Source organism: Streptomyces sp. RLB3-17, assembly GCF_007113425.2.
GTDB lineage: Bacteria > Actinomycetota > Actinomycetes > Streptomycetales > Streptomycetaceae > Streptomyces > Streptomyces mirabilis_D.
On record NZ_CP041610.2, the window covers coordinates 9109861 to 9130368 of the forward strand.

A 20508-nucleotide genomic window follows, 5' to 3' on the forward strand; every position below is an offset into this window, starting at 1 on the left:
AGGGTATTTGCACCCGCGCTTCAACGTATGACCCCGTTGTGTAAGGGTGCGTCATACGAGCGCATCAGCAAGGCGGATGCCGGCGACAAAGACGGTGTCATCCGTCAAGGCGAGGACACCGCAGAGTTGGCCGAACGGCGCGGAATCCCCCTCCAGGGGCGCCGCTTCCGGGACAACGACAAGTCGGCCACCCACGGCAAGCACCGCCCCCAGTACGAGCTCCTCATGGCTGCCGTACAGCGCGGCGAAGTCGACGTCATCATCGTCTACATGCTCGGCCGGCTCTGGCGGAACCGGCGCGAACGGGCCGAGGGAATCGAGATCCTCCGCAAGCACGAGGTGTCCGTGCTGTGCGTCAAGGGCCCCGAGTTGGACCTCACGACGGCCGCTGGCCGCCTCCTCGCCGGCCTCCTCGGCGAGGTCGACACGTTCGAGGTCGAGCAGATGTCGGAGCGGGAGCAGCGGGAGATGCGCCAGCGCGTCGAGCGCGGCCTGCCGCCGACCGGGCCGCGCTGCTTCGGTTACACCGCAGACGGCGCGATGCTCGTCGAAGACGAGGCCGCCGAGGTCAAGGACTGCTTTCACGCGCTGCTCGCCGGAGCGACCCTCTCCGGCATGGCCGCCGACCTCAACGAGCGGGGCGTCCTCAACCGCAACGGCAAACCCTGGTCATACAACGCCATCCGCGGCGTACTCCTGAACGAGCGCTACGCAGGGCTGCGTCAGTACCGTGGCGAGCTGTACCCGGGTAAGTGGCCGGTCATCGTGGACGAGGCCACATGGCGGGCGGCGAAGCACCTTCTTGAGGACGAGAGCCGGGCGACGAGCCCGGGACCGGGCCGGCGGTGGCTGCTGTCGGGGATCGCCCGGTGCGGTGTCTGCGACGACGGGACGACCGTGACGTCCGGGTCGCGGGGCGGCCCGAAAGGCACGCGGGGGCTCACGGCGCCGCTGTACCGGTGCCGGAAGACGAAGCACCTGGCGCGCGGTACGCAACCGATCGACCTCACCGTCGAGGAGTACGTGATCCGGCGCGTGTCGCGCCCCGACGCCGTCGATCTCCTCGTCGACGAGACCGCACCGGGGATGGAGGAGCTGCGGGCGAAGGCCGTTGCCTTGCGGTCCCGAATCAGGTCCCTGACCGACGAGTTCGCGGATGACGATGATGCGGACGCCGCCGAATTCAAGGCCGCTACCCGCAGGATCAAGGCCCGGCTGGCTGACGTCGAGGCGCAGATGGCGCACCCGCGGCGGACGCGCATCCTGGTGGACATCGTGACCGCCGAAGATCCCGCCGAGGCCTGGAAGGATCTGACGCTGGACCGGCAGCGCGCGGTGGTCGGGACGCTGGCCACGGTAACGCTCCTGCCCGGCCGTCCGGGCAGGGCGCCGTTCGATCCGCGATCGGTACGGATCGAGCCGCTCCAGGGGATGGGCTGACCCCGCGGGCGGAGCAGCCCGAGGGGTCGTCTGGGTCTCGCAGGGCGATTGTCCGCAGGCTGGTTCCGCGCGGCCTGTACGGGCCGGTGCAGGACTACGTCGACGGCGTCCTGGGCGACTGACGCGTTCCTGAAGTGTGGCTGCTACTGGTGCGTCGGTTACAGGCGCTTCGCTGTGCGGTCGCGCAGCAGCAGCCACTGACTTGCGTCGGCGCCGCCTGAGCGCGTAGCCGGTCCATGCAGCAGCACGGCGTAAGCCGTCCTCTCCGCCTTGCTCGGGGCGGCATACTGGCCTGGCGCCTCCGGGGTCGGGAAGGACCTCGTCATGCCTTTCCAGGCGTTGTCCGCGTTCGGAGTGCTGAGCATCGGCCCTCCCGGGCTCAATAGGGTCAGGCAGTGAAGTACACACACGCGTGTGTGCAGCCCCGATAGGGGTTGACCGTCCATTCGAAGGGCATGCGCGAGGCCCCCGGTACCCGGTTCACGATCGAGCGGGCCCGGATCTCGTGGAAGGTGACGCCACGGAACTCCGGGGTGTCGAACGTACGGGTGGTCACCGCGTCCGCGCCGAACAGCGCGGCGTTCCGGGCACGGTCCCCGGCGGGGTCCGCTGTGAGGTTGTCCCAGCGCATGACGCCTCCTCGATAGCACTGGCCACAGAATAGAACACATGTTCCCTTGATCGTGCGACCGCAATTTCGGGGCCCCGATTTGGGGGGTCGGGCCGCCGGGTGGTTGGCTTGCCGCACACCCCGAGTCACCAAGTGCTGGAGGAAGTGCAATGGCGCAGGTCGAGGCCACGACGGAGCGGGTCATCGCGGCGGACGCGGAGGCGGTGTTCGACGCCCTGGCCGACTACAGCGGCACGCGCGCGAAGCTGCTGCCCGAGCACTTCAGCGAGTACGAGGTGCGCGAGGGCGGCGACGGCGAGGGCACCCTCGTCCACTGGAAGCTCCAGGCCACCAGCAAGCGGGTGCGCGACTGCCTGCTCGAGGTCACCGAGCCCACCGACGGCGAGCTCGTCGAGAAGGACCGCAACTCCTCCATGGTCACCACCTGGCGGGTCACCCCGGCGGGCGAGGGCAAGTCCCGTGTCGTCGTCACCACCGTCTGGGACGGCGCGGGCGGCATCGGCGGCTTCTTCGAGAAGACCTTCGCGCCCAAGGGCCTCGGCAGGATCTACGACCTGGTGCTCGACAAGCTCGCCACCGAGACACAGAAGTAGCCGGGATCTACGCCTCTTTGACGGCCGCACGGCCCAAGAGGCAACTCTCCGGGGTGCGTTGTCACCCTCACCGGTTCGAGTGGATCGCCTCGCGACGCGGCAGTACGCCGTAACTCGTCGCGCTTGCTCACAGTTGTCGCGATAAGCGGGAATTGTGCGGTGGGCGCGACGAGGGGAGCGGTACGTGGGCGGGATCACTCTGGTGAAGGACGAGCCGGCTGCCGCGCCTCCGCGGCACTCCCCTCCACCGGTCCCCGGGACCGCCCGCCTGAGCCCGCACCAGGTGCGACTGGTCTTCTTCGGGCTCATGCTCGCGCTGCTGCTCGCCGCCCTCGACCAGATGATCGTGGCCACCGCGCTCCCGAAGATCGTCGGTGAGCTGCACGGCCTGGACCGGATGTCCTGGGCGATCACCGCCTACCTGCTGACCTCCACCGTCGGACTCCCCGTCTACGGCAAGCTCGGCGACCTCTTCGGCCGCAAGGGCGTCTTCCAGTTCGCGATCGTCGTCTTCGTGGCCGGTTCGGCGTGCTCGGGACGCGCCCAGAGCATGGACCAGCTGATCGCCTTCCGCGCGATCCAGGGCATCGGCGCGGGCGGCCTCATGATCGGCGTGCAGGCGATCATCGCGGACATCGTGCCGCCTCGCGAGCGCGGCCGCTTCATGGGCCTGATCGGCGCCGCCTTCGGTCTCGCCTCGGTCGCCGGACCCCTCCTGGGCGGCTATTTCACCGACCACCTCTCCTGGCGCTGGTGCTTCTACATCAACGTGCCCTTCGGCCTGCTCACCCTGGCCGTCGTCACCGTCGTGCTGAAGCTGCCCAGGCCCCCCGCGCGCGGACGCGTCGACGTACTCGGTGTGCTGCTGCTGGCCGCCGCGTCGACCTGCCTGGTCCTGCTGACCAGTTGGGGCGGAACCGAGTACGCCTGGGGCTCACGGGTCATCATGGGGCTCGGCGCGGGCGCGCTCGTCGCGACCGTCCTCTTCTTCGTCGCCGAGCGTTTCGCCACCGAACCCCTCATCCCGCCGAGGCTGTTCAAGGACGGCGTCTTCAACATCACCGCCCTGGTGGGGCTCGTCGTCGGGGTCGCCCTCTTCGGAGCGGCCAGTTATCTGCCGACCTTCCTGCAGATGGTCGACGGGGCCAGCGCCACCGAGTCCGGACTCCTGATGCTCCCCATGATGGGTGGCATCGTCGGCGCCTCCGTCGTCTGCGGACAGCTCATCAGCCGCACCGGCCGCTACAAGATCTATCCGGTCCTCGGCAGCGCCCTGTCGGTCCTCGGCATGTGGCTGCTGTCCCGCCTCGAAGTCGACACGCCCCGACTGCAGTACAGCGTCTGGATGGCCGTCCTCGGCGTCGGCATCGGCATGGTGATGCCGGTCCTCGTCCTCGCCGTGCAGAACTCCGTGCGCCCCGCCGACCTCGGCACCGCGACCAGCGCCAACAACTACTTCCGGCAGATCGGCGGCAGCGTCGGCGCCGCCATCTTCGGCACGCTGTTCGCCCATCGGCTCTCGGACGCGCTCGCCGACCGCCTGCCCCCGCGCACCGGCCTGCCCGACCCCCAGTCCATCACCCCGCAGCTCGTGCACTCCCTGCCCGGGGCCCTGCGCGACGACTACGTCCGCGCCTACGCGGACGCCATGCCCCGGATCTTCCTCTATCTCGTCCCGGTGCTCGCCCTGGGCCTGCTCATCGCCTGCTTCCTCAAGGAGAAACCGCTGGTGTCCCACAACGCCCCCATCGCCGACCCGGACGCCGCACGGGTGAACGCCCCGATCCCGCAGGCCCGTTCGTCCTACGCCGCCGGGATCCCCGTCTGCGGCACCGTGCAGCACCCCGACGGGACCGTCGTGCCGCGCGCCGCGCTCACCCTCATCGACATCGCCGGACAGCAGATCGGGCGGGGCGCCAGCGGCGAGGACGGCCGGTACGCGCTGTCCACGCCCGGATCGGGGTCGTACGTCCTGATCGCCGCGGCCGGCGGCCACCAGCCGCAAGCCGTCTCGGTGACCATCGGCGAGCGCCCCGTGGAACTGGACGTCGTCCTCGGCGGCGCGGGACGCCTCGCCGGGAGCGTGCTCACCGCGGACGGCAGTCCCGTGCGCGACGCCACCGTCACGCTCACCAACGTCCACGGGGAGGTCGTGGCCACCACCCGCAGCGGACGCGAGGGCGGCTATGTCATCACGGAGCTGGTGGCGGGCGAGTACACCCTCGCCGCCAGCGCGCCCGCGTTCCGCCCGGCCGCCCTCCCCGTCAGCGTGCAGGCCTCGCGCGAGACCCGCCAGGACGTCGAACTCGCGGGCGGCGCCGTGCTGCGCGGCACCGTGCGGGCGGGCGGCGGCCGGCCCGTCGAGGACGCGCGGGTGACGCTCCTGGACGCCGCGGGGAACGTGGTGGACACGCTCACCACCGGTGCGGACGGGGCGTTCCGGTTCGTCGACCTGTCCTCCGGCGAGTACACCGTCATCGCGGCGGGCTACCCGCCGGTGGCCACCGTGCTGCAAGTGGCCGGTGGGGGGCGCACGGAGCGGGATCTGCAGCTCGGCCACGAGGACTGAGCGGCCGCCGCGGGCCCCTTCGCGGAGGCGGGCGGTGCGCCGGAGCCGCCCCCTGGAAAGGTCAATTCCCGTATTGCCACACATCGCGACGGGCCGCAGCCGTACGGTAGTGAAGGCGGCACAGATCTTGCGGAGCCGTGGGGAGGAAGGGCCTCGGCCATGGACAGCGGCACAGCAAGTGGCACCGAAAGTGGCACCGCGAGTGGCACCGAAGCGGGCGTGCCTCACAGCCGCGGAGCTGGGGACGGCACGGTGGAGCACACCGAGGCCGGCCGCATCCCGCTGGCCGTGGTGGTCGTCGACCGCGACGGACTGGTGTCGCACTGGAGCACCGGCGCCCGCCGCCAGTTCGGCGTGCCCAAGGAGGACGCGGTGGGTCGCCCCGCCGTCGACCTGCTCCCCGTCTCCGGCGCGCTCCCCGAAGAGGACGAGATCGCGCCCTACGGGGCGTACGCGGCGTACGACGGACTCGGCCCCGGCCTGGAGTCCTCCCTCGGCGGACGGTTCTCCTACCCGGCCGCCGGACGCGCCCGGCTCACCGTGCCCGAGCGGGACCGCGTGGACGTCCTGTGGTGGGCGTACCCGCTGGTCGGCCCCGGGCCGGAGCGGCTGCTCGTGCTCGCCGCCGACGCGGACGCGCTGCGCCACGAGGACGAAGAGGTGGCCATCGAGCGCATCGCGCCCGGCTTCGCGCTGCACACCGACTTCCCCGGCGCCGAGGAACTGGCCCGCAGACTGCCCGAGATCCTGCCCAGCATGAGCGTGGGCGAGGGCGCCCGCATCGTCGCCCAGGTCCTCGAACTGGGCTACCCCGTCCTGGAGTTCAGCCAGAACGACCGAGTGCCGGTGACTCCCGACTGGGGTGTGCCCCGGCGCGCCGAACGCAAGGCGCGCCGTGAGTGGGCGGCCCGCGCGGTCGCCACCGGCGAGCTTCTGCCGAAGGAGCTCCAGGACGAGGAGGGCGAGGACCTCGAGTACGTCGCCGTCCGCGAACGCCTGGAGTTCCTCAACGAGGTCAGCGGGCGCATAGGTACCTCGCTCGACCTCGCGCAGACGATCCTCGAGGTCAGCCGGGCCGTGGTGCCGCGCTTCACGGACGTGGCGGGCACCTATCTGCGCGAACAGGTCGTCGCCGGTGAGGGCTTCCCCGACGGTGTGCCCGACACGACCACCATGTGGCACCGCGTCGCCGTCGAACACACCGACGAGCCGGGCCGCTGGGACGACGTCGTGCCGGTCGGCGAGGCCATGCCGTTCCCCGCGCACACACCGTTCTTCCAGTGCATGACCACCGGTGAACCCGTCCTCGTGCCGCGCATCAGCGAGCAGATGGGGCACATGATCGCGGCGCAGTTCGAGAAGCGTGACATCAGGCCGCTGATCACCAACCGCTCCATGCTGGTCGTGCCCCTGAAGGCCCGTAACGTGGTCCTCGGGTTCATGATCCTGCTGCGTCACCCGGAGCGCGTCGAGTTCAACGACATGGACCGGGTCACCGGCGCCGAACTCGCGGCCCGCGCGGGCCTCGTCCTCGACAACGCGCGCATGTACACCTACCAGGAGAGCGTCGCCGAGACCCTCCAGGACAGCATGCTGCCGCACATCGCGCCCCGCATGGCCGGCTGCGACATCGCCACCCGCTATCTGCCCGGCACCCTGCTGGGACGCGTCGGGGGCGACTGGTTCGACTCCGTGAAACTGCCCGGCTCCCGCACCGCCCTCGTCGTCGGCGACGTGATGGGCCACGGCCTCAACTCGGCCGCGATGATGGGCCAGTTGCGTACGGCGGTGCAGACCATGGCGGCGCTCGACCTGCCGCCCGCCCAACTCCTGCGCAACCTCGACGATCTGGCCCAGCGGCTCGGCGAGCACTACCTCGCGACCTGTCTGTACGCGGTCTACGACCCCATCGCCGGCGAGCTGCAGATCGCCAACGCGGGCCACATCCCACCGGTCCTGGTCCGTGCCGAGGGCGGCCGCAGCGAACTCCTCGACCTGCCGACCGGCGCGCCCATCGGGGTCGGCGGTGTGCCCTTCGAGGCGGTACGTGTGCCGGTGGCGCCCGGCGACCGGCTCGTGATGTGCACCGACGGCCTGGTCGAGGTGCGCGGCGAGGACATCGGCGTCGGCCTCGCCACGCTCTGTGAGTCCGCCGCCCACCCGGCCGCGTCCATGGACGACGCCTGCGACACGATCATCCGCGCCCTCAACACCCGTGGCGGACGCAAGGACGACGTGGCGCTGCTGATGGCCCGGCTCAACGGCATCGAACCCGAGGACGTCGCCGAGTGGCGGCTCTCGCTCGACCCGGTCGAGGCCGGCCGGGCCCGCACCGTGGTCCGCGAAAAGCTCCACGACTGGGGCTTGGCCCGGCTGGCCGACCCGGCCGAGTCGATGGTCAGCGAACTGGTGACCAACGCCGTACGGCACGCGCACAGCCGCCGGATCGACCTGCGGCTCGTGCGCGGCGACACCCTGCTGTGCGAGGTGGCCGACGACGACCACACCCTGCCGACGCTGCTCAGCGCGAGCCCCGGCGACGAGTTCGGCCGAGGTCTGCGTATCGTCAGCACGCTGGCCCGCGAGTGGGGCACGAGCCGCACCAGCGCCGGCAAGACAGTGTGGTTCGAACTGACCCTGCCGAAGCGCTGACCCGGGGGGCGCGTACCGGCGTACACGGATCGAACGAACCGTGCAGGAATGCGCCGTACGCTTGTCGACGCACGCCCGGCGCGATAGACCGATCCCGCCCGCCATTCACGGCGGGCCGCGGTGGCGACCTGGGGAGCGGGCATGAGCGTGACACATCGGTACAGGGAGGCCTGGGAGGGCTTCTGGGGCGAGGCCCCCGACGAGCAGGGAGCCGTCTTCTGGGACGCGGATCCTGTATTGACCGCGGGCGTCCACCTCGCCCTCTTCGAGCCGTACCTGTCGGCTCACGATCTGCCGGTCGTGGACGTGGGCTGCGGCAACGGCACCCAGACCCGCTTCCTGGCCGACCGCTTCCGGCATGTGGTCGGCGCCGACCTCTCGGCCGCCGCTCTCGAGCACGCCCGCCTCGCCGATCCGGCGGGCCAGGCGACGTACCGGCTGCTCGACGCGGCCGAGAAGACCGAGGCGCAGACCCTGCACGCGGAGCTGGGCGACGCCAACGTCTATATGCGGGGCGTGCTCCACCAGTGCGAGCCGGACGACCGCCAGCCGCTGGTGGACGCCCTCGCCACCCTGGTGGGGGAGCGCGGCCGGGCCTTTCTCGTCGAACTCTCCGAAGCCGCCCGGCCGGTCCTGATGGGCCTGGCCCGGAGCTCCGACGGGCCGCCGCCCAAGCTGGCCCCCATCTTCCGGCACGGCATCGCGCCCGGCGAGGTGTCCGACGACGCGGTCCCCGACTACCTTCGCGCGGCGGGCCTCACCGTCCTCGCGAGCGGTGAACTCCCCCTCGTGACCACCGAGTTCACGCCCGAGGGCGCGCGGATCGAGTTGCCGTCGAAGTGGCTGGTGGCAGGGCGCACGGTCGGCTGAGCCGCACGCACGGGTACGGCGTCACCTGCCGGTCGGTGACGCCGTACCCCTTCACGGTGGCTGTTGGGTCAGTGGCCGGGCCAGCCGTCCAGGTGACGGTGGACCGCGACGGCGGGCGCGTCCGGGGCCTTCGGCGCGCCTGCCACCGCGTCGTGCAGGACGGCGGTGACCTCCGCGGCCAGCGAGTCGGCCTGTGTCTTGAGGTCGGCCGCCGGGATCTTGGACCGGGTCAGGTCGTCCAGCCTGCGATGGATGTCGGCGAGCTTGCGCTGCGCGGTGGCGTCCAGGGTGAACGGACGGGCGGTGGACACCACGAACTGGTAGGCGCCGGCGAGGGTTTGGCAGCCGTCGCAGTGCTCGTTGGTCGCGTTGCTGAGGTTCACCGCGTTCAGGTGGGTGTTCTGCCCCGCCAGCGTGACGATCTGGAAGGACAGCGCGACCGACCGGCAGTGCGCGTCGACCGAGCAGCCGACGGAGACCGCGCCTGCCTGGTTGCGTACACCCACCGCCTTCGCCGTGCCGAGCTGCCGCACGGTGAAGGAGTCCTTGACCTGGGTCGGATGCGCCCGGTCGGCGTGACTGAAGGTGTGGTCCTCCGCGACGGCGTGGCGGGCGACCGAGCCCGCCGCCGCGGTGGCGGCCTGGGCCGGGACCGCGGCGGCGATACCGGCCGCGCCGGCCGCGAACAGGCCTATGCGCATGGCTCGTTGGGAGAGACCCCGGCCGGCTGGGCGAGGCTTGCGGTGCGTGTTGGGATGGGTACTCACATGGGTCTCCTGCGGTCGTGGTTCGGCGGGACGACGGCCACCGGGCTGGTGATCGCCGAGGGCGGTCACGGGGTGGCCGGGCTCGGTGCGCCGGTCGCGCTGACGGATTCGGTCGGCGTCGGTGGATCCGTCGAGGGCGCCGGTGCGGACGACGAGACGGACGGCGACGGGCCGGGCGGCTCGGACGGACCCGCGGGCGGACCGGCCGAGACGGAACGCGTCGCGCCCGGACCGCCGGCCGGTGTGGTCGGCTTCGTGGACGGGGAGGCGCCGGGTGACGTGGAGGCGGAGGCGTCCGCGCTGGGCGAGGCCGACGCGCTCGGCGCGGTGGCGGCCGTGGAGCCGGAGGACGCGGCGCCGGACGGCAGGGCCGCCGAGGTGTCGGACGGTGACGTGCGCGGCCGGGGCGCGGTGGCGGGCCGGGCGGGCGGCTCGGCCGTGGACACGCCGGGCTGGAGGATCGGCGCGATCGGCGGACGCTTCGGCAGCGGCTCGGGTGTCACACCGGACACCCATGCGTAGCTCAGCGAGCCGAGGCCCAGCAGTGCCAGCGCGCACAGTGCCACCCGCAGCCGGGGCTTGTCCGCCGTCGACCGCTTCGCGGCCCGGAAGACCCGGCCGCCCATCTTGAGCGACAGATAGACCACGCCGGCCATCGGGCACAGCAGCATGAAGCAGCCGATCACGCCCATCAGCGCCGCGGCGATCTGACCGCCCGCGAAGGCGTCCCCGGTACCCACGACCTGGTCGGTGAGCGAGCGGACCATGGTCGCGACGATCCGCGGCAGGTTCCACAGCGCGTACCCGAGCTCGCCGATCAGCAGCGGCACCATGGTGAGGACCCAGGTGGTGATGATGGTCCGGGACGACTTCTTGAGCCCGACGACCTCGGCGCGCGCCGCCTTGCCGCGTCGGCCCGGCACCGTGCTGAGCAGAATCGGTTTGATCTTGCCGTAGAGGTCCGGGACGCCGGCGAGGTCGCCCAGGATGTAGTAGCCGTCCAGCCGGACGGCCGGCATCAGCTGCTCCAGGATCTCGAAGTGCCCGAGATAGACCGTGGCCAGGAAGAACTGCTGGCCGGTGGCGAAGTACGCGCCCGCCATCCCGAGCATGAAGACGACGTTGAAGTACACCCCGCCCAGGTCGGTACGGAGCCGTCCGGCCCGGCCGATCCGGTAGATGTCCGTCACGTCGGTGTACATGGACGGCCAGATGAGGAAGAGCCCGCAGCCGATGCACCCCGGCCGTGCGCCCCCGTATCTGCACGCCGAGGCGTGGCCGAACTCGTGGAAGACCAGCGAGGCCACGGTGAGCGCGAACACGACGAGCATCAGGACCGGCTGGTCGAGGACCTGGAGCACGGGTTCCACCGCGCCGAAGAAGCCGAACAGCCACACGTCCATGGCCACGGCCGCCGCCAGCATCAGCACGACAACCGTGGGGCGGTGCAGCCAGGCCAGCGAGCGGGCGATCCGGCCCGACCTGCGCTCGTTGAAGATGATCCGGTGCCCCTTGAGGGCGAGGAGCAGGTCCGAGCGTGGCGCCGAGACCTCGTCCTCCTCCTTGCCCTCCGGCACGGTGACGCCGAGCGGGTCGAGTTTCTCCTCGACCAGGAAACGCACGTTGTCGGCGCTGAGCTCGCGGCCGTAGCGGGCGCTGACCCGGTGCGAGATGGTCTCGATGTCGTTCACGCCGTCGATCGCGGAGGCGACCAGGTACAGCAGCCGTGACAGCTGCACGACCTGGCCGTCTCCGCGGCGCGCGATGTACTTCGGCTCGGTGAAGCCCGAACCCTGGTACTCCCCGTGCAGTTTGAGCCCGGAGCTCAGTCGAGGCACCGGCAGCGCCTCGACGCCGGCGCCGACAACCGGCAGGCTTCCCGTGGCGAACTGCTCGTAGGTGACCGGGATTCCCCCCGGCCCCGGCACCGGCGACCCGGTGTCGTACAGCAACGCGGGCCCGTCCCCCAGTGCCGTCATTTCTGGTCCTTCCCCCCCAAGGGCGGACCGCGCCCGCCCCCGGGCGCGGTCCGCCGAACAGCCGTTGCGCGTGGCGGGTGTTACTGCGTGACGTTGATCGCCTGGTTGGCGCTCGACTCCGCCACCGACCAGCTGGAGTGGTCGTTCAGGGCGGCCGACTCGTTGTGGGCGCTGATGTTGGCGACGTGCTTGGTCACGTTGGTGGTGCGGCCGAAGCTGAACTTCAGGCGGCCCAGGGCCTCGCGGCCGGGGAGCAGCTCGGCGGACTCGGACTGCAGCTCGTTCATGTCCATGCTCATGGGATGTCCTTTCGGGACGTGGTTCGTTGATGCGGGTGTGGTGATGGCACAGAGGCGGATGCGGGCGAGCATCCGGTGATGTGGAGGCGGGCGAGCCTCCGGTGCCGATTACTGGTGGACGTTGATGGCCTGCGAGGCGCCCGAGGACGCGTCCGTCCAGCTGGAGTGGTCGTTCAGCGCGGCCGACTGGTTCGAGGCGTCGATGTTCGCGACGTGCTTGGTCACGTTGACGGTCTTGCCGAAGCTGAACTTCAGCCGACCGAGGGCCTCGCGGCCCGGCAGCAGCTCAGCGGTCTCGGTGTCGAGTTCACGGTTGTCCATCATGATCAATTCCCCCTCAGGGATGGGCATTTCCGATCGGACGGAGGCTGGTTCCCCCCAAACTCTGTCCAATCTGGTCGGACGTGCTGTCCAACGAGATTGGACAGTAGTAGCCCCGGAGCTCGCCGCGCAAGCGGTTCGGGAAAAGACTTCTGGGGCCGGAGCGAAGCCCCCCGTAGAATCGATCCCGCTTGGAAGAGTTCCGCCCGGCGGCGAGCAGGAAGTGACCATCGGTGGCCAACGCACTGCAGCAGATCATCAGAGATCGCCTCGACCGCGAAGGCTGGTCCTACGGCGATGTGGCACGTCGGGGCGGCATTCCGCGCTCCACCGTCCATCACTTGGCCACGGCCGAGCGGGTGGTGCGCATGCCCCAGCCCAGCACGCTGGAAGGGCTGTCCAAGGGGCTTGGACTGTCGTTGGACACCGTGCGGCGGGCCGCCGCGGAGGCGTGCGGCATTCATGTCTACGCGGCTGACGCCCCGCCCGCCGTAGGCGCGCCCGGCGCGCCGGCCGACCCCGAGGTCGACCTGCTCATCGCCAGCGTCCAGCAACTCTCGGCCGACGACCGCCGCCATGTCGCCGCCCTGGTCGAGTCCTTGCTGGGCCGCGACGCGCGACGCGGCTAGGACCTAGCCCCTGCCGGGGCGGGCCGCGCGGGGCGGGTGGTGCGCTGCCAGGCGTCCGCGGGTACGGGGCCCTCGGTGTCGGAGGGCTGCCCGGTCGGCGGACAGTGGCCGGCCCTGCCCGGGTGGCGGTCGTCTCCGGAGGGGTGTGCGTCCGCGTCTACGAGGGTGGCGTGCATTCGGGTGATGGGGGGCGGAGCGGCGTCGTAGGGGCGGGTGGACCTGGGTGGCGGTGGTGCTGCGGGGGTCTGCGTCGGATGTCGGAGCCCCGCGTCAAGGGGACGTTGACCTCGGTTCGGTCCGTACGGTTGCCCCGTCGGAGGCGCCCTGGAGGCTTTGGCCCGGTCAAGGGCCGTACGGCGAAGACGCCCGTCCGAGTGCTCCGGTTCCGCATCCCGGGGTTCCCGGTAAAAGAATCCAGAACGGCCGAAACCCCCAAGATCCGCAGCTAGTCTCTCATTCTGCTCGGGGCACGTGAGCCGCACGACCCCTGTGTCACCCAGGGGGACATGTGCTGTTCGTGCACGGAGGACCCACCACAGCAGTGGTGCGGGGCAGTACGGGAGAGTCCGTCGTCCTCCTCTCCGGTGAGCTGCCCGACATACTGACCGAGGGCGCACTCACCGAACTCCTCGACCTCGCCGCGGCCGTCCTCGACGAGGAGGAGCTGAAGCTCTTCCGGCGCTGCCTGGACGCCCTCGTCCGGGGCGAGGGCGGCACCCCGCGCCGCATCGAACTCGACGGCGTCGTACTGACCGTTTACGAGGACTGATCCGGGCAGGCCCCAGCCCTCTGAGCCGTTGCCGGAGTGCCGGGAGGGGGAGCCGTGGGGGAGAGCGGAGGCCCGTCGGGAGAGCCGCACGGCGCCGTGGGAACCCTCGACCTGGGACGGCCCCGTCGCCGTCATGACGCTGGGCATCCTCGACTTCGTCCTGGACACCGACGGCGCACACGACACCGTGCGCCGGATCATGGCCGCGCTCCCCTCCGGCGGCTGTCTCGCCCTGACCCACCCCACCACCGACGCCGACCTCGGAGGCGAGGGCGACGTATCCCGCGCCCAGTGGCGGGCCCGGCCCGGCGCGGACGCCGTCGCCGTGAAACCCTGAGGGGACCGGTCGGGGCGCTCGGGTCCGGTCGGCGTGGTGACGTCCGTGGAGGGCCTCCTGGCCCGGCCGTGCGGCGCCACGTAACGTGACACGACAGGGAGACAGCCGCTGACCTGTGCCGGAAGGGTGTGTCGTGAAGATCCTCATCAGCGCCGACATGGAGGGCGCCACCGGGGTGACCTGGCCCGCCGACGTGTTGCCGGGGACCCCGCAGTGGGAGCGCTGCCGGCCGATGTTCACCTCGGACGTCAACGCCGCCGTCCTCGGCTTCTTCGACGGCGGCGCCGACGAGGTACTGATCAACGAGGCCCACTGGTCCATGCGCAATCTGTTGCTGGAGCAGCTCGACGACCGGGCCGAGATGATCACCGGACGTCACAAGACGCTGTCCATGGTGGAGGGCGTCCAGCACGGAGACGTCGACGGGATCGCGTTCGTCGGCTACCACACCGGCGCCGGCACGGAGGGCGTCCTCGCTCACACCTACCTCCCCAACTCGATCACCGGCGTGTGGGTGAACGACGTACGGGCCAGCGAGGGACTGCTCAACTCCCACGTCGTCGCCGAGTACGGGGTGCCCGTCGTGCTCGTCACCGGAGACGACCTGACCTGCGAGGACGCGCTCAGCTACGCACCGGAGGCACTCAAGGTCGCCGTCAAGGACCATGTGTCGCGGTACACGGCGGTCTGCCGCACACCGGCCAGGACCGCCGCCGACATCCGGGCCGCGGCCAAGGCGGCGGCAGCCCTGGCGGTACGTCAGGAACCGCTGGTGGGTGGCCCGTTCACGGTGGCGCTCGAATTCGACGCCGAGCACCTGTCGATGGCGGCGACCGTCGTGCCGGGCGTGCGGCGCGTCGGGGAGCGCAAGGTGGTGTACACCAGCGACACCATGTACGAGGGGATTCGCACCTTCAAGGCGGTCACCACGATCGTCTCGGCCGCGGTGGAGGAGCAGTATGGCTGAGCAGAGAGCGATGAACGAGTGGGCCGTGGACGAACGGGCCACGGGTGAACGGGCCACGGGTGAACGGGCCGTGGACGAACGGGCCGTGGACGAGCGGGCGTTGGACGAGGTCGTACGGTTCACCTCCGATCTCATCCGCTTCGACACCACCAACCGGGGCGGCGGCGACTGCCAGGAGCGCCCCGCCGCCGAGTACGCCGCCGCGCGCCTCGCCGAAGCGGGCCTCGAACCCACGCTGCTGGAGCGCACCGAGGGCCGTACGAACGTCGTCGCCCGTCTCGAAGGCACCGACCCGTCCGCCGACGCGCTGCTCGTCCACGGTCACCTCGACGTGGTGCCCGCGCAGGCCGACGACTGGAGCGTGCACCCGTTCTCCGGGGAGATCCGCGACGGGGTTGTGTGGGGCCGCGGCGCGGTAGACATGAAGAACATGGACGCGATGATCCTTGCGGTCGTACGCCTGTGGGCGCGCCTCGGCGTCAGGCCCCGGCGCGATCTGGTGATCGCGTTCACGGCCGACGAGGAGGCGAGCGCGCAGGACGGCTCCGGGTTCCTCGCCGACCGGCATCCGGAACTGTTCGAGGGCTGTACCGAAGGCGTCAGCGAGTCCGGGGCGTTCACCTTCCACGACGGCGCGGGCCGGGAGCTGTACCCGATCGCGGCGGGGGAGCGCGGCACCGGCTGGCTCAAGCTCACCGCGCGCGGGCGGGCGGGCCACGGCTCCAAGGTGAACCGGGCGAACGCGGTGACCCGGCTGGCCGAGGCGATCGCCCGGATCGGCGCGTACGAGTGGCCCCTCAGACTCACCCCGACCGTCCGCGCCGCCCTGACCGAACTCGCCACGCTGTACGGAGTCGACGCGGACCTGGACGACGTCGACGGGCTCCTCGACAAGCTCGGGCCCGCCGCCGCGCTCGTCGAGGCGACCGTCCGCAACAGCGCCAACCCGACCATGCTCAGCGCCGGTTACAAGATCAACGTGATTCCGGGGGAGGCCGTCGCCCACGTGGACGGCCGCTATCTGCCGGGCGGCGAGGAGGAGTTCCGCACGACCCTCGACCGGCTCACCGGACCGGACGTGGAGTGGGAGTTCCACCACCGCGAGGTGGCCCTCCAGTCGCCGGTGGACTCGCCGACGTACGCCAAGATGCGTGCCGCCGTCGAGGAGTTCGCGCCGGAGGGGCACGTGGTGCCGTACTGCATGTCGGGCGGTACGGACGCCAAGCAGTTCTCGCGCCTCGGCATCACCGGCTACGGCTTCGCCCCGCTCAAGCTCCCCGAGGGCTTCGACTACCAGGCCCTCTTCCACGGAGTCGACGAACGCGTTCCCGTCGAGGCGCTGCACTTCGGCGTCCGCGTCCTCGACCGCTTCCTGCGCACGGCCTAGAGAGGACAGGATGCAGAACCTGGCGTACGGATCGTGGCCCTCGCCCATCGACGCGGCGCTCGCCGCCGCGCACGACGGGCATCCCGAGTTCGTCGGCTTCGTCGGCGACGAGGCGTGGTGGACCGAGCCCCGGCCCACGGAGGGTGGGCGGCGCACGCTCGTACGCCGACGGGTCGACGGCACGCAGGAGCCGGTGCTGCCGGACCCCTGGAACGTGCGCAGCCGGGTCATCGAGTACGGCGGACAGCCCTGGGCCGGCGAGATGCGTCCCGAGGGGCCGTTCGTGGTGTTCGTGAACTTCGCCGACCAGCGGCTCTACGCCTACGAGCCCGACGCCCCGGACGCGCGGCCCCGCCCGTTGACCCCCGTGTCCCCGGTGGGCGGCGGACTGCGCTGGGTGGACCCGCGGTTGCGCCCCGAGCTGGGCGAAGTGTGGTGTGTGCTGGAGGAGTTCACCGGGGACGGACCCACCGACGTACGACGGGTCGTGGCCGCGGTGCCGCTCGACGGGTCGGCGGTGCAGGACCGCGACGCGGTGCGCGAACTCACCGACGGCAGCCACCGGTTCGTCACCGGACCCCGCCTCTCGCCCGACGGCGCGCAGGCGGCCTGGCTCGCCTGGGACCACCCGCGCATGCCCTGGGACGGCACCGAACTGATCCTCGCCGACGTCACCGAGCACGGCACCCTGCGCGGCGCGCGGCCCGTAGCGGGCGGACCGGAGGAGTCGATCGCCCAGGCGGACTGGACCCCCGACGGCACCCTCCTGTACGCCAGTGACCGCACCGGCTGGTGGAACCTCTACCGGCTCGGGGAGGACACGCCGGTCTGCCTCCGGGAGGAGGAGTTCGGCGGGCCGCTGTGGAAGATCGGGTACCGCTGGTTCGCGCCGCTGGAGAGCGGGCTCGTCGCCGTCGTGCACGGCCGGGGCGCCACCGCGCTCGGGATACTTGACCCGGAGACCGGCGAGGTCGTCGACGCGGCCGGCCCCTGGACCGAGTTCACCCCGACACTTGCGGTCCACGGCAGCCGGATCGTGGGCGTCGCCGCCAGCCCCCGCAGCGCGTACGAGGTCGTCGAACTGGACGCCCGCACCGGCCGCGCCCGGGTGATCGGCGCCGGCCACGCCGACCCGGTGGACCCCGCGCACTACCCGGAGCCGCAGATCCGCACCTTCACCGGCCCCGCCGGGCGCGAGGTCCACGCCCACATCTACCCGCCGCACCACCCCGACCACGTGGCACCCGGCGACGAACTGCCGCCCTACGTCGTGTGGGCGCACGGCGGACCCACCGGCCGCGCGCCCCTCGTCCTCGACCTGGAGATCGCCTACTTCACCTCGCGCGGCATCGGCGTCGCCGAGGTCAACTACGGGGGATCGGCGGGACACGGGCGGGAGTACCGCAACCGGCTGCGCGAGCAGTGGGGCGTCGTCGACGTCGAGGACTGCGCGGCCGTCGCGCTCGCCCTCGCCGAGGAGGGCACCGCCGACCGGCACCGGCTCGCCATCCGCGGCGGCAGCGCGGGCGGCTGGACCACCGCCGCCTCCCTGACCAGCACCGACGTCTACGCCTGCGGCACGATCCTGTATCCGGTCCTCGACCTCGGCGAATGGGGCTCGGGGGAGACCCACGACTTCGAGTCGCAGTACCTGGAGACGCTGATCGGCCCGATCGCCGAGGTGCCGGGCCGCTACGTGGAGCGCTCGCCCACCGAGCGCGCCGACCGCATCGCCGCGCCCTTCCTCCTCCTCCAGGGCCTGGACGACGTCATCTGTCCGCCCGCGCAGTGCGAACGGTTCCTGGCCAGGCTGGCCCGGTCGACCGGGCGACGCGTACCGCACGCCTACCTCACCTTCGAGGGAGAGGGGCACGGGTTCCGGCGGGCCGACACCATGGTGCGGGCCCTGGAGGCCGAGCTCTCCCTGTACGCCCAGGTCTTCGGCCTGCGTCCGCCCGGCATCCCCACCCTGCACCTCACCGCCCAGGAAGAGCCCGTCGCGGCGCCGACGGGATCCGTCCCACCGATCGTGGAGTCCACCCAGTGAAAGCCCTGACCCGTCCCGCCCGTCTCGCCCCCGGGGCCCGCGTCGCCGTCGTCGCTCCCAGCGGGCCCGTGGTCGAGGAGCGGCTGGCCGCGGGCCTCGACATCCTGCGCGGCTGGGACCTCGACCCCGTCGTGGCACCACATGTCCTGGACCGGCACCCCGAGTTCACCTACCTCGCGGGCACCGACGCCGACCGGGCCGCCGACTTCCAGGCCGCCTGGTGCGACCCGGACGTGGCCGCGGTGCTCTGCGCCCGCGGCGGCTACGGCGTCCAGCGCATGGTCGACCTCCTCGACTGGGACGCGATACGGGCCGCCGGGCCCAAGGTGCTCCTCGGCTTCAGCGACATCACGGCACTGCACGAGGCGTTCGCCGACCGGGCGGGGCTGGCGACGCTGCACGGGCCGATGGTCGCCGCCGTCGACTTCATCAAGAACACCCGGGCACAGGAGCATCTGCGGGCGACGCTCTTCGAACCGGAGACGGTACGGGTGATCGGGTCCGGCGGGGACGCGGCACCGCTCGTGCCCGGCCGCGCCTCGGGTGTCCTGCTCGGAGGATGCCTGAGCATGCTCGCCGCCGACCTGGGCACCCCGCACGCCCGGACCTCCGCGCGCGGCGGCCTGCTCTGCCTGGAGGACGTGGGCGAGGAGACGTACCGCCTGGACCGAGCGCTCACCCAACTCCTGCGGGCCGGCTGGCTGGACGGGGTCACCGGGATCCTGCTCGGCTCCTGGGCGCGCTGCTCGCCGTACGAGCACGTGCGGACGCTGCTCACCGACCGGCTCGGCGGCCTCGGGGTGCCGGTCGTCGAGGAGTTCGGATTCGGGCACGGCGAGGGTGCGTTGACGATTCCCTTCGGGGTACGGGCCGAACTCGACGCGGACGCGGGGACCCTGACGCTGGAGGAGCCGGCGCTCATCTAGGACCTGGTGTGCGGGCCGCCGTCGCGTACTGTGTCGGGATGCCTGAGAACGCCTCCGCCTATCTTGCCGAGGGCCCCCGCGTGGGCATCCGGCACTTCACCTACGAGGACGGTGCCGAGTTCACCGCACGGGCCCGGGAGAGCAAGGCGCTGCACCAGCCCTGGCTCTTCCCGCCCCGTAGCGTCGACGCCTACGCCGCCTACGCCGGGCGGCTCATCGAGGACCGTACGAAGGCCGGGTTCCTGGTCTGCGAACGGGACAACGGGGCCATCGCCGGCTTCATCAACATCAACAACATCGTCGAGGGCGGCTTCCTGTGCGGGGCGCTGGGCTACGGCGCCTTCGCACACGCCACGGGGCGCGGGCTGATGGCCGAGGGACTCGGGCTCGTGGTCGGGTACGCCTTCGGGGCGATGGGGCTGCATCGGCTGGAGATCAACGTCCAGCCCCGGAACGCGGCCTCGATCGCCCTCGCCCGGCGCTGCGGATTCCGGCTCGAGGGGTTCTCGCCGGACTTCATCTACATCGACGGGGCGTGGCGCGACCACGAGCGATGGGCGATCACCTCGGAGATGCTCCCGCCGAGCTGAACCTCTCTTCGACCTGAACCTCCCTTCCACGAGGGCCTCTTGGGGGGCGGCTGCCCGGCGGTGAGGACGAGCCGCATGAAGCTGTCGCCCGAGGTCGACAGCTGAACGACGTGCGCGGTGTTCTCGGCGGGTGGACACGGCCGAGAGGGCCCGGGCGGCCCCGCGACCGCGGTCGCCCCGGGGCCGGCCTTCGCCGGCAGGCGGCTCAGCCCAGGTAGAAGTCCCTGCGGGCGGCCACGCACATCAGGCGGCACACTCGGCGGTGGCGCCCGAGGAGCAGGCAGGGGGCGCGAGGCCGCCCGCCGGACGCTGATCGAGGACTACCTCTCGGTCTGGCACCGCGATCACCCCGGGGAGGGCTGCCCGTCTCCGGATTCGCCGCCGACCTGGGACACGAGCCCGGCCAGGCCGCCCGCGCCCACGACGTCCACATCAACGGGGTGCGCAACCGCGCCGCCCGGCCGGCCACCGGCGACGACGACGGCATGGTCCAGTTCTGCACCATGGTCGGTGCCCTCGTCCTCGCCCGCGCCACCCGGGGGAACCCGATCTCCGAAGAGCTGCTGCGGGCCGCGCGCACGGCTCTCACCGAGAGCGGCACCGGGCAGTCCGAACCGCGGCGGCGCACGGCCTGATCGGGGGGCGGCCGACGGGGTCACCGACTCGTCACTTGTTCCCTGCTGTCGGCAGACACGGCGGGCGCGCTGTCCACCGGTGTGGTCGTCGTCGCCTTTG

17 protein-coding genes and 2 pseudogenes are annotated in these 20508 nt (G+C 71.6%); 14 read left to right on the plus strand and 5 right to left on the minus strand.

Annotated features, from left to right (window positions below):
* The first annotated feature begins 27 nt into the window (after positions 1 to 27).
* Positions 28 to 1440 carry a recombinase family protein gene (locus FNV62_RS40895; RefSeq protein WP_164657660.1) on the plus strand — a complete coding sequence of 471 codons (1413 nt, stop codon included), beginning with the start codon at positions 28 to 30 and terminating at the stop codon, positions 1438 to 1440.
* A gap of 400 nt (positions 1441 to 1840) precedes the next feature.
* On the opposite strand, the pseudogene FNV62_RS40900 reads toward FNV62_RS40895, so the two are convergent.
* A pseudogene (locus FNV62_RS40900) lies at positions 1841 to 2071 on the minus strand (radical SAM protein); the annotation flags it as partial.
* 149 nt (positions 2072 to 2220) lie between these two features.
* Between FNV62_RS40900 and FNV62_RS40905 the strand changes: the two are divergent.
* The 4 genes from FNV62_RS40905 (at position 2221) to FNV62_RS40920 (ending at position 8755) form a co-directional block, all read left to right on the plus strand.
* Positions 2221 to 2664: an SRPBCC family protein gene (locus FNV62_RS40905; RefSeq protein WP_054230290.1), complete on the plus strand. Its 444-nt coding sequence runs from the start codon at positions 2221 to 2223 to the stop codon at positions 2662 to 2664.
* 184 nt (positions 2665 to 2848) lie between these two features.
* Positions 2849 to 5233, plus strand: coding sequence for an MFS transporter (locus FNV62_RS40910; RefSeq protein WP_143603434.1), 2385 nt, complete (start codon positions 2849 to 2851; stop codon positions 5231 to 5233).
* 159 nt (positions 5234 to 5392) lie between these two features.
* Positions 5393 to 7885, plus strand: coding sequence for a SpoIIE family protein phosphatase (locus FNV62_RS40915; protein ID WP_225900556.1), 2493 nt, complete (start codon positions 5393 to 5395; stop codon positions 7883 to 7885).
* Positions 7886 to 8026: 141 nt separating this feature from the next.
* A complete protein-coding gene (locus FNV62_RS40920; protein ID WP_097286874.1) occupies positions 8027 to 8755 on the plus strand; it encodes a class I SAM-dependent methyltransferase in 729 nt (242 codons plus the stop codon).
* 68 nt (positions 8756 to 8823) lie between these two features.
* On the opposite strand, the gene FNV62_RS40925 is transcribed toward FNV62_RS40920, so the two are convergent.
* The 4 genes from FNV62_RS40925 to FNV62_RS40940 form a co-directional block, all read right to left on the minus strand.
* Entirely contained in the window at positions 8824 to 9522 is a 699-nt protein-coding gene (locus tag FNV62_RS40925; protein WP_225900557.1) for a hypothetical protein, read from the minus strand.
* Positions 9523 to 9587: 65 nt separating this feature from the next.
* Positions 9588 to 11501: a hypothetical protein gene (locus tag FNV62_RS40930; protein ID WP_097286876.1), complete on the minus strand. Its 1914-nt coding sequence runs from the start codon at positions 11499 to 11501 to the stop codon at positions 9588 to 9590.
* A gap of 80 nt (positions 11502 to 11581) precedes the next feature.
* Positions 11582 to 11800: a hypothetical protein gene (locus FNV62_RS40935; RefSeq protein ID WP_054230284.1), complete on the minus strand. Its 219-nt coding sequence runs from the start codon at positions 11798 to 11800 to the stop codon at positions 11582 to 11584.
* 108 nt (positions 11801 to 11908) lie between these two features.
* The gene (locus tag FNV62_RS40940; protein ID WP_225900558.1) at positions 11909 to 12124 is read right to left on the minus strand and encodes a hypothetical protein; all 216 of its coding nucleotides are present in this window, start codon (positions 12122 to 12124) and stop codon (positions 11909 to 11911) included.
* Between the two features lie 230 nt (positions 12125 to 12354).
* Between FNV62_RS40940 and FNV62_RS40945 the strand changes: the two genes are divergently transcribed.
* The 9 genes and pseudogenes from FNV62_RS40945 to FNV62_RS40985 all read left to right on the plus strand — a co-directional run bounded on the left by FNV62_RS40945 (position 12355) and on the right by FNV62_RS40985 (position 20408).
* Entirely contained in the window at positions 12355 to 12750 is a 396-nt protein-coding gene (locus FNV62_RS40945; protein WP_097286877.1) for a helix-turn-helix domain-containing protein, read from the plus strand.
* A gap of 517 nt (positions 12751 to 13267) precedes the next feature.
* Positions 13268 to 13519: a hypothetical protein gene (locus FNV62_RS40950; protein WP_225900559.1), complete on the plus strand. Its 252-nt coding sequence runs from the start codon at positions 13268 to 13270 to the stop codon at positions 13517 to 13519.
* 93 nt (positions 13520 to 13612) lie between these two features.
* Positions 13613 to 13856: pseudogene (locus FNV62_RS40955) on the plus strand (SAM-dependent methyltransferase); the annotation flags it as partial.
* Positions 13857 to 13989: 133 nt separating this feature from the next.
* Positions 13990 to 14823 (plus strand): M55 family metallopeptidase, encoded by an 834-nt coding sequence (locus FNV62_RS40960; RefSeq protein ID WP_144315964.1) that lies wholly within the window; start codon positions 13990 to 13992, stop codon positions 14821 to 14823.
* Positions 14816 to 16210, plus strand: a complete 1395-nt coding sequence (locus FNV62_RS40965) for a M20/M25/M40 family metallo-hydrolase (RefSeq protein ID WP_382107834.1) — start codon at positions 14816 to 14818, stop codon at positions 16208 to 16210. The genes FNV62_RS40960 and FNV62_RS40965 overlap by 8 nt, the downstream gene beginning before the upstream one ends.
* A 10-nt stretch (positions 16211 to 16220) precedes the next feature.
* The gene (locus FNV62_RS40970; protein ID WP_144315965.1) at positions 16221 to 18257 is read left to right on the plus strand and encodes a prolyl oligopeptidase family serine peptidase; all 2037 of its coding nucleotides are present in this window, start codon (positions 16221 to 16223) and stop codon (positions 18255 to 18257) included.
* Positions 18254 to 19183, plus strand: coding sequence for a S66 peptidase family protein (locus FNV62_RS40975; RefSeq protein ID WP_097286880.1), 930 nt, complete (start codon positions 18254 to 18256; stop codon positions 19181 to 19183). Before FNV62_RS40970 ends, FNV62_RS40975 begins: the two co-directional genes overlap by 4 nt.
* A 38-nt stretch (positions 19184 to 19221) precedes the next feature.
* Positions 19222 to 19773, plus strand: a complete 552-nt coding sequence (locus tag FNV62_RS40980) for a GNAT family N-acetyltransferase (protein WP_143603441.1) — start codon at positions 19222 to 19224, stop codon at positions 19771 to 19773.
* Between the two features lie 440 nt (positions 19774 to 20213).
* The gene (locus tag FNV62_RS40985) at positions 20214 to 20408 is read left to right on the plus strand and encodes a hypothetical protein (RefSeq protein ID WP_144315966.1); all 195 of its coding nucleotides are present in this window, start codon (positions 20214 to 20216) and stop codon (positions 20406 to 20408) included.
* Positions 20409 to 20508: the final 100 nt, after the last annotated feature.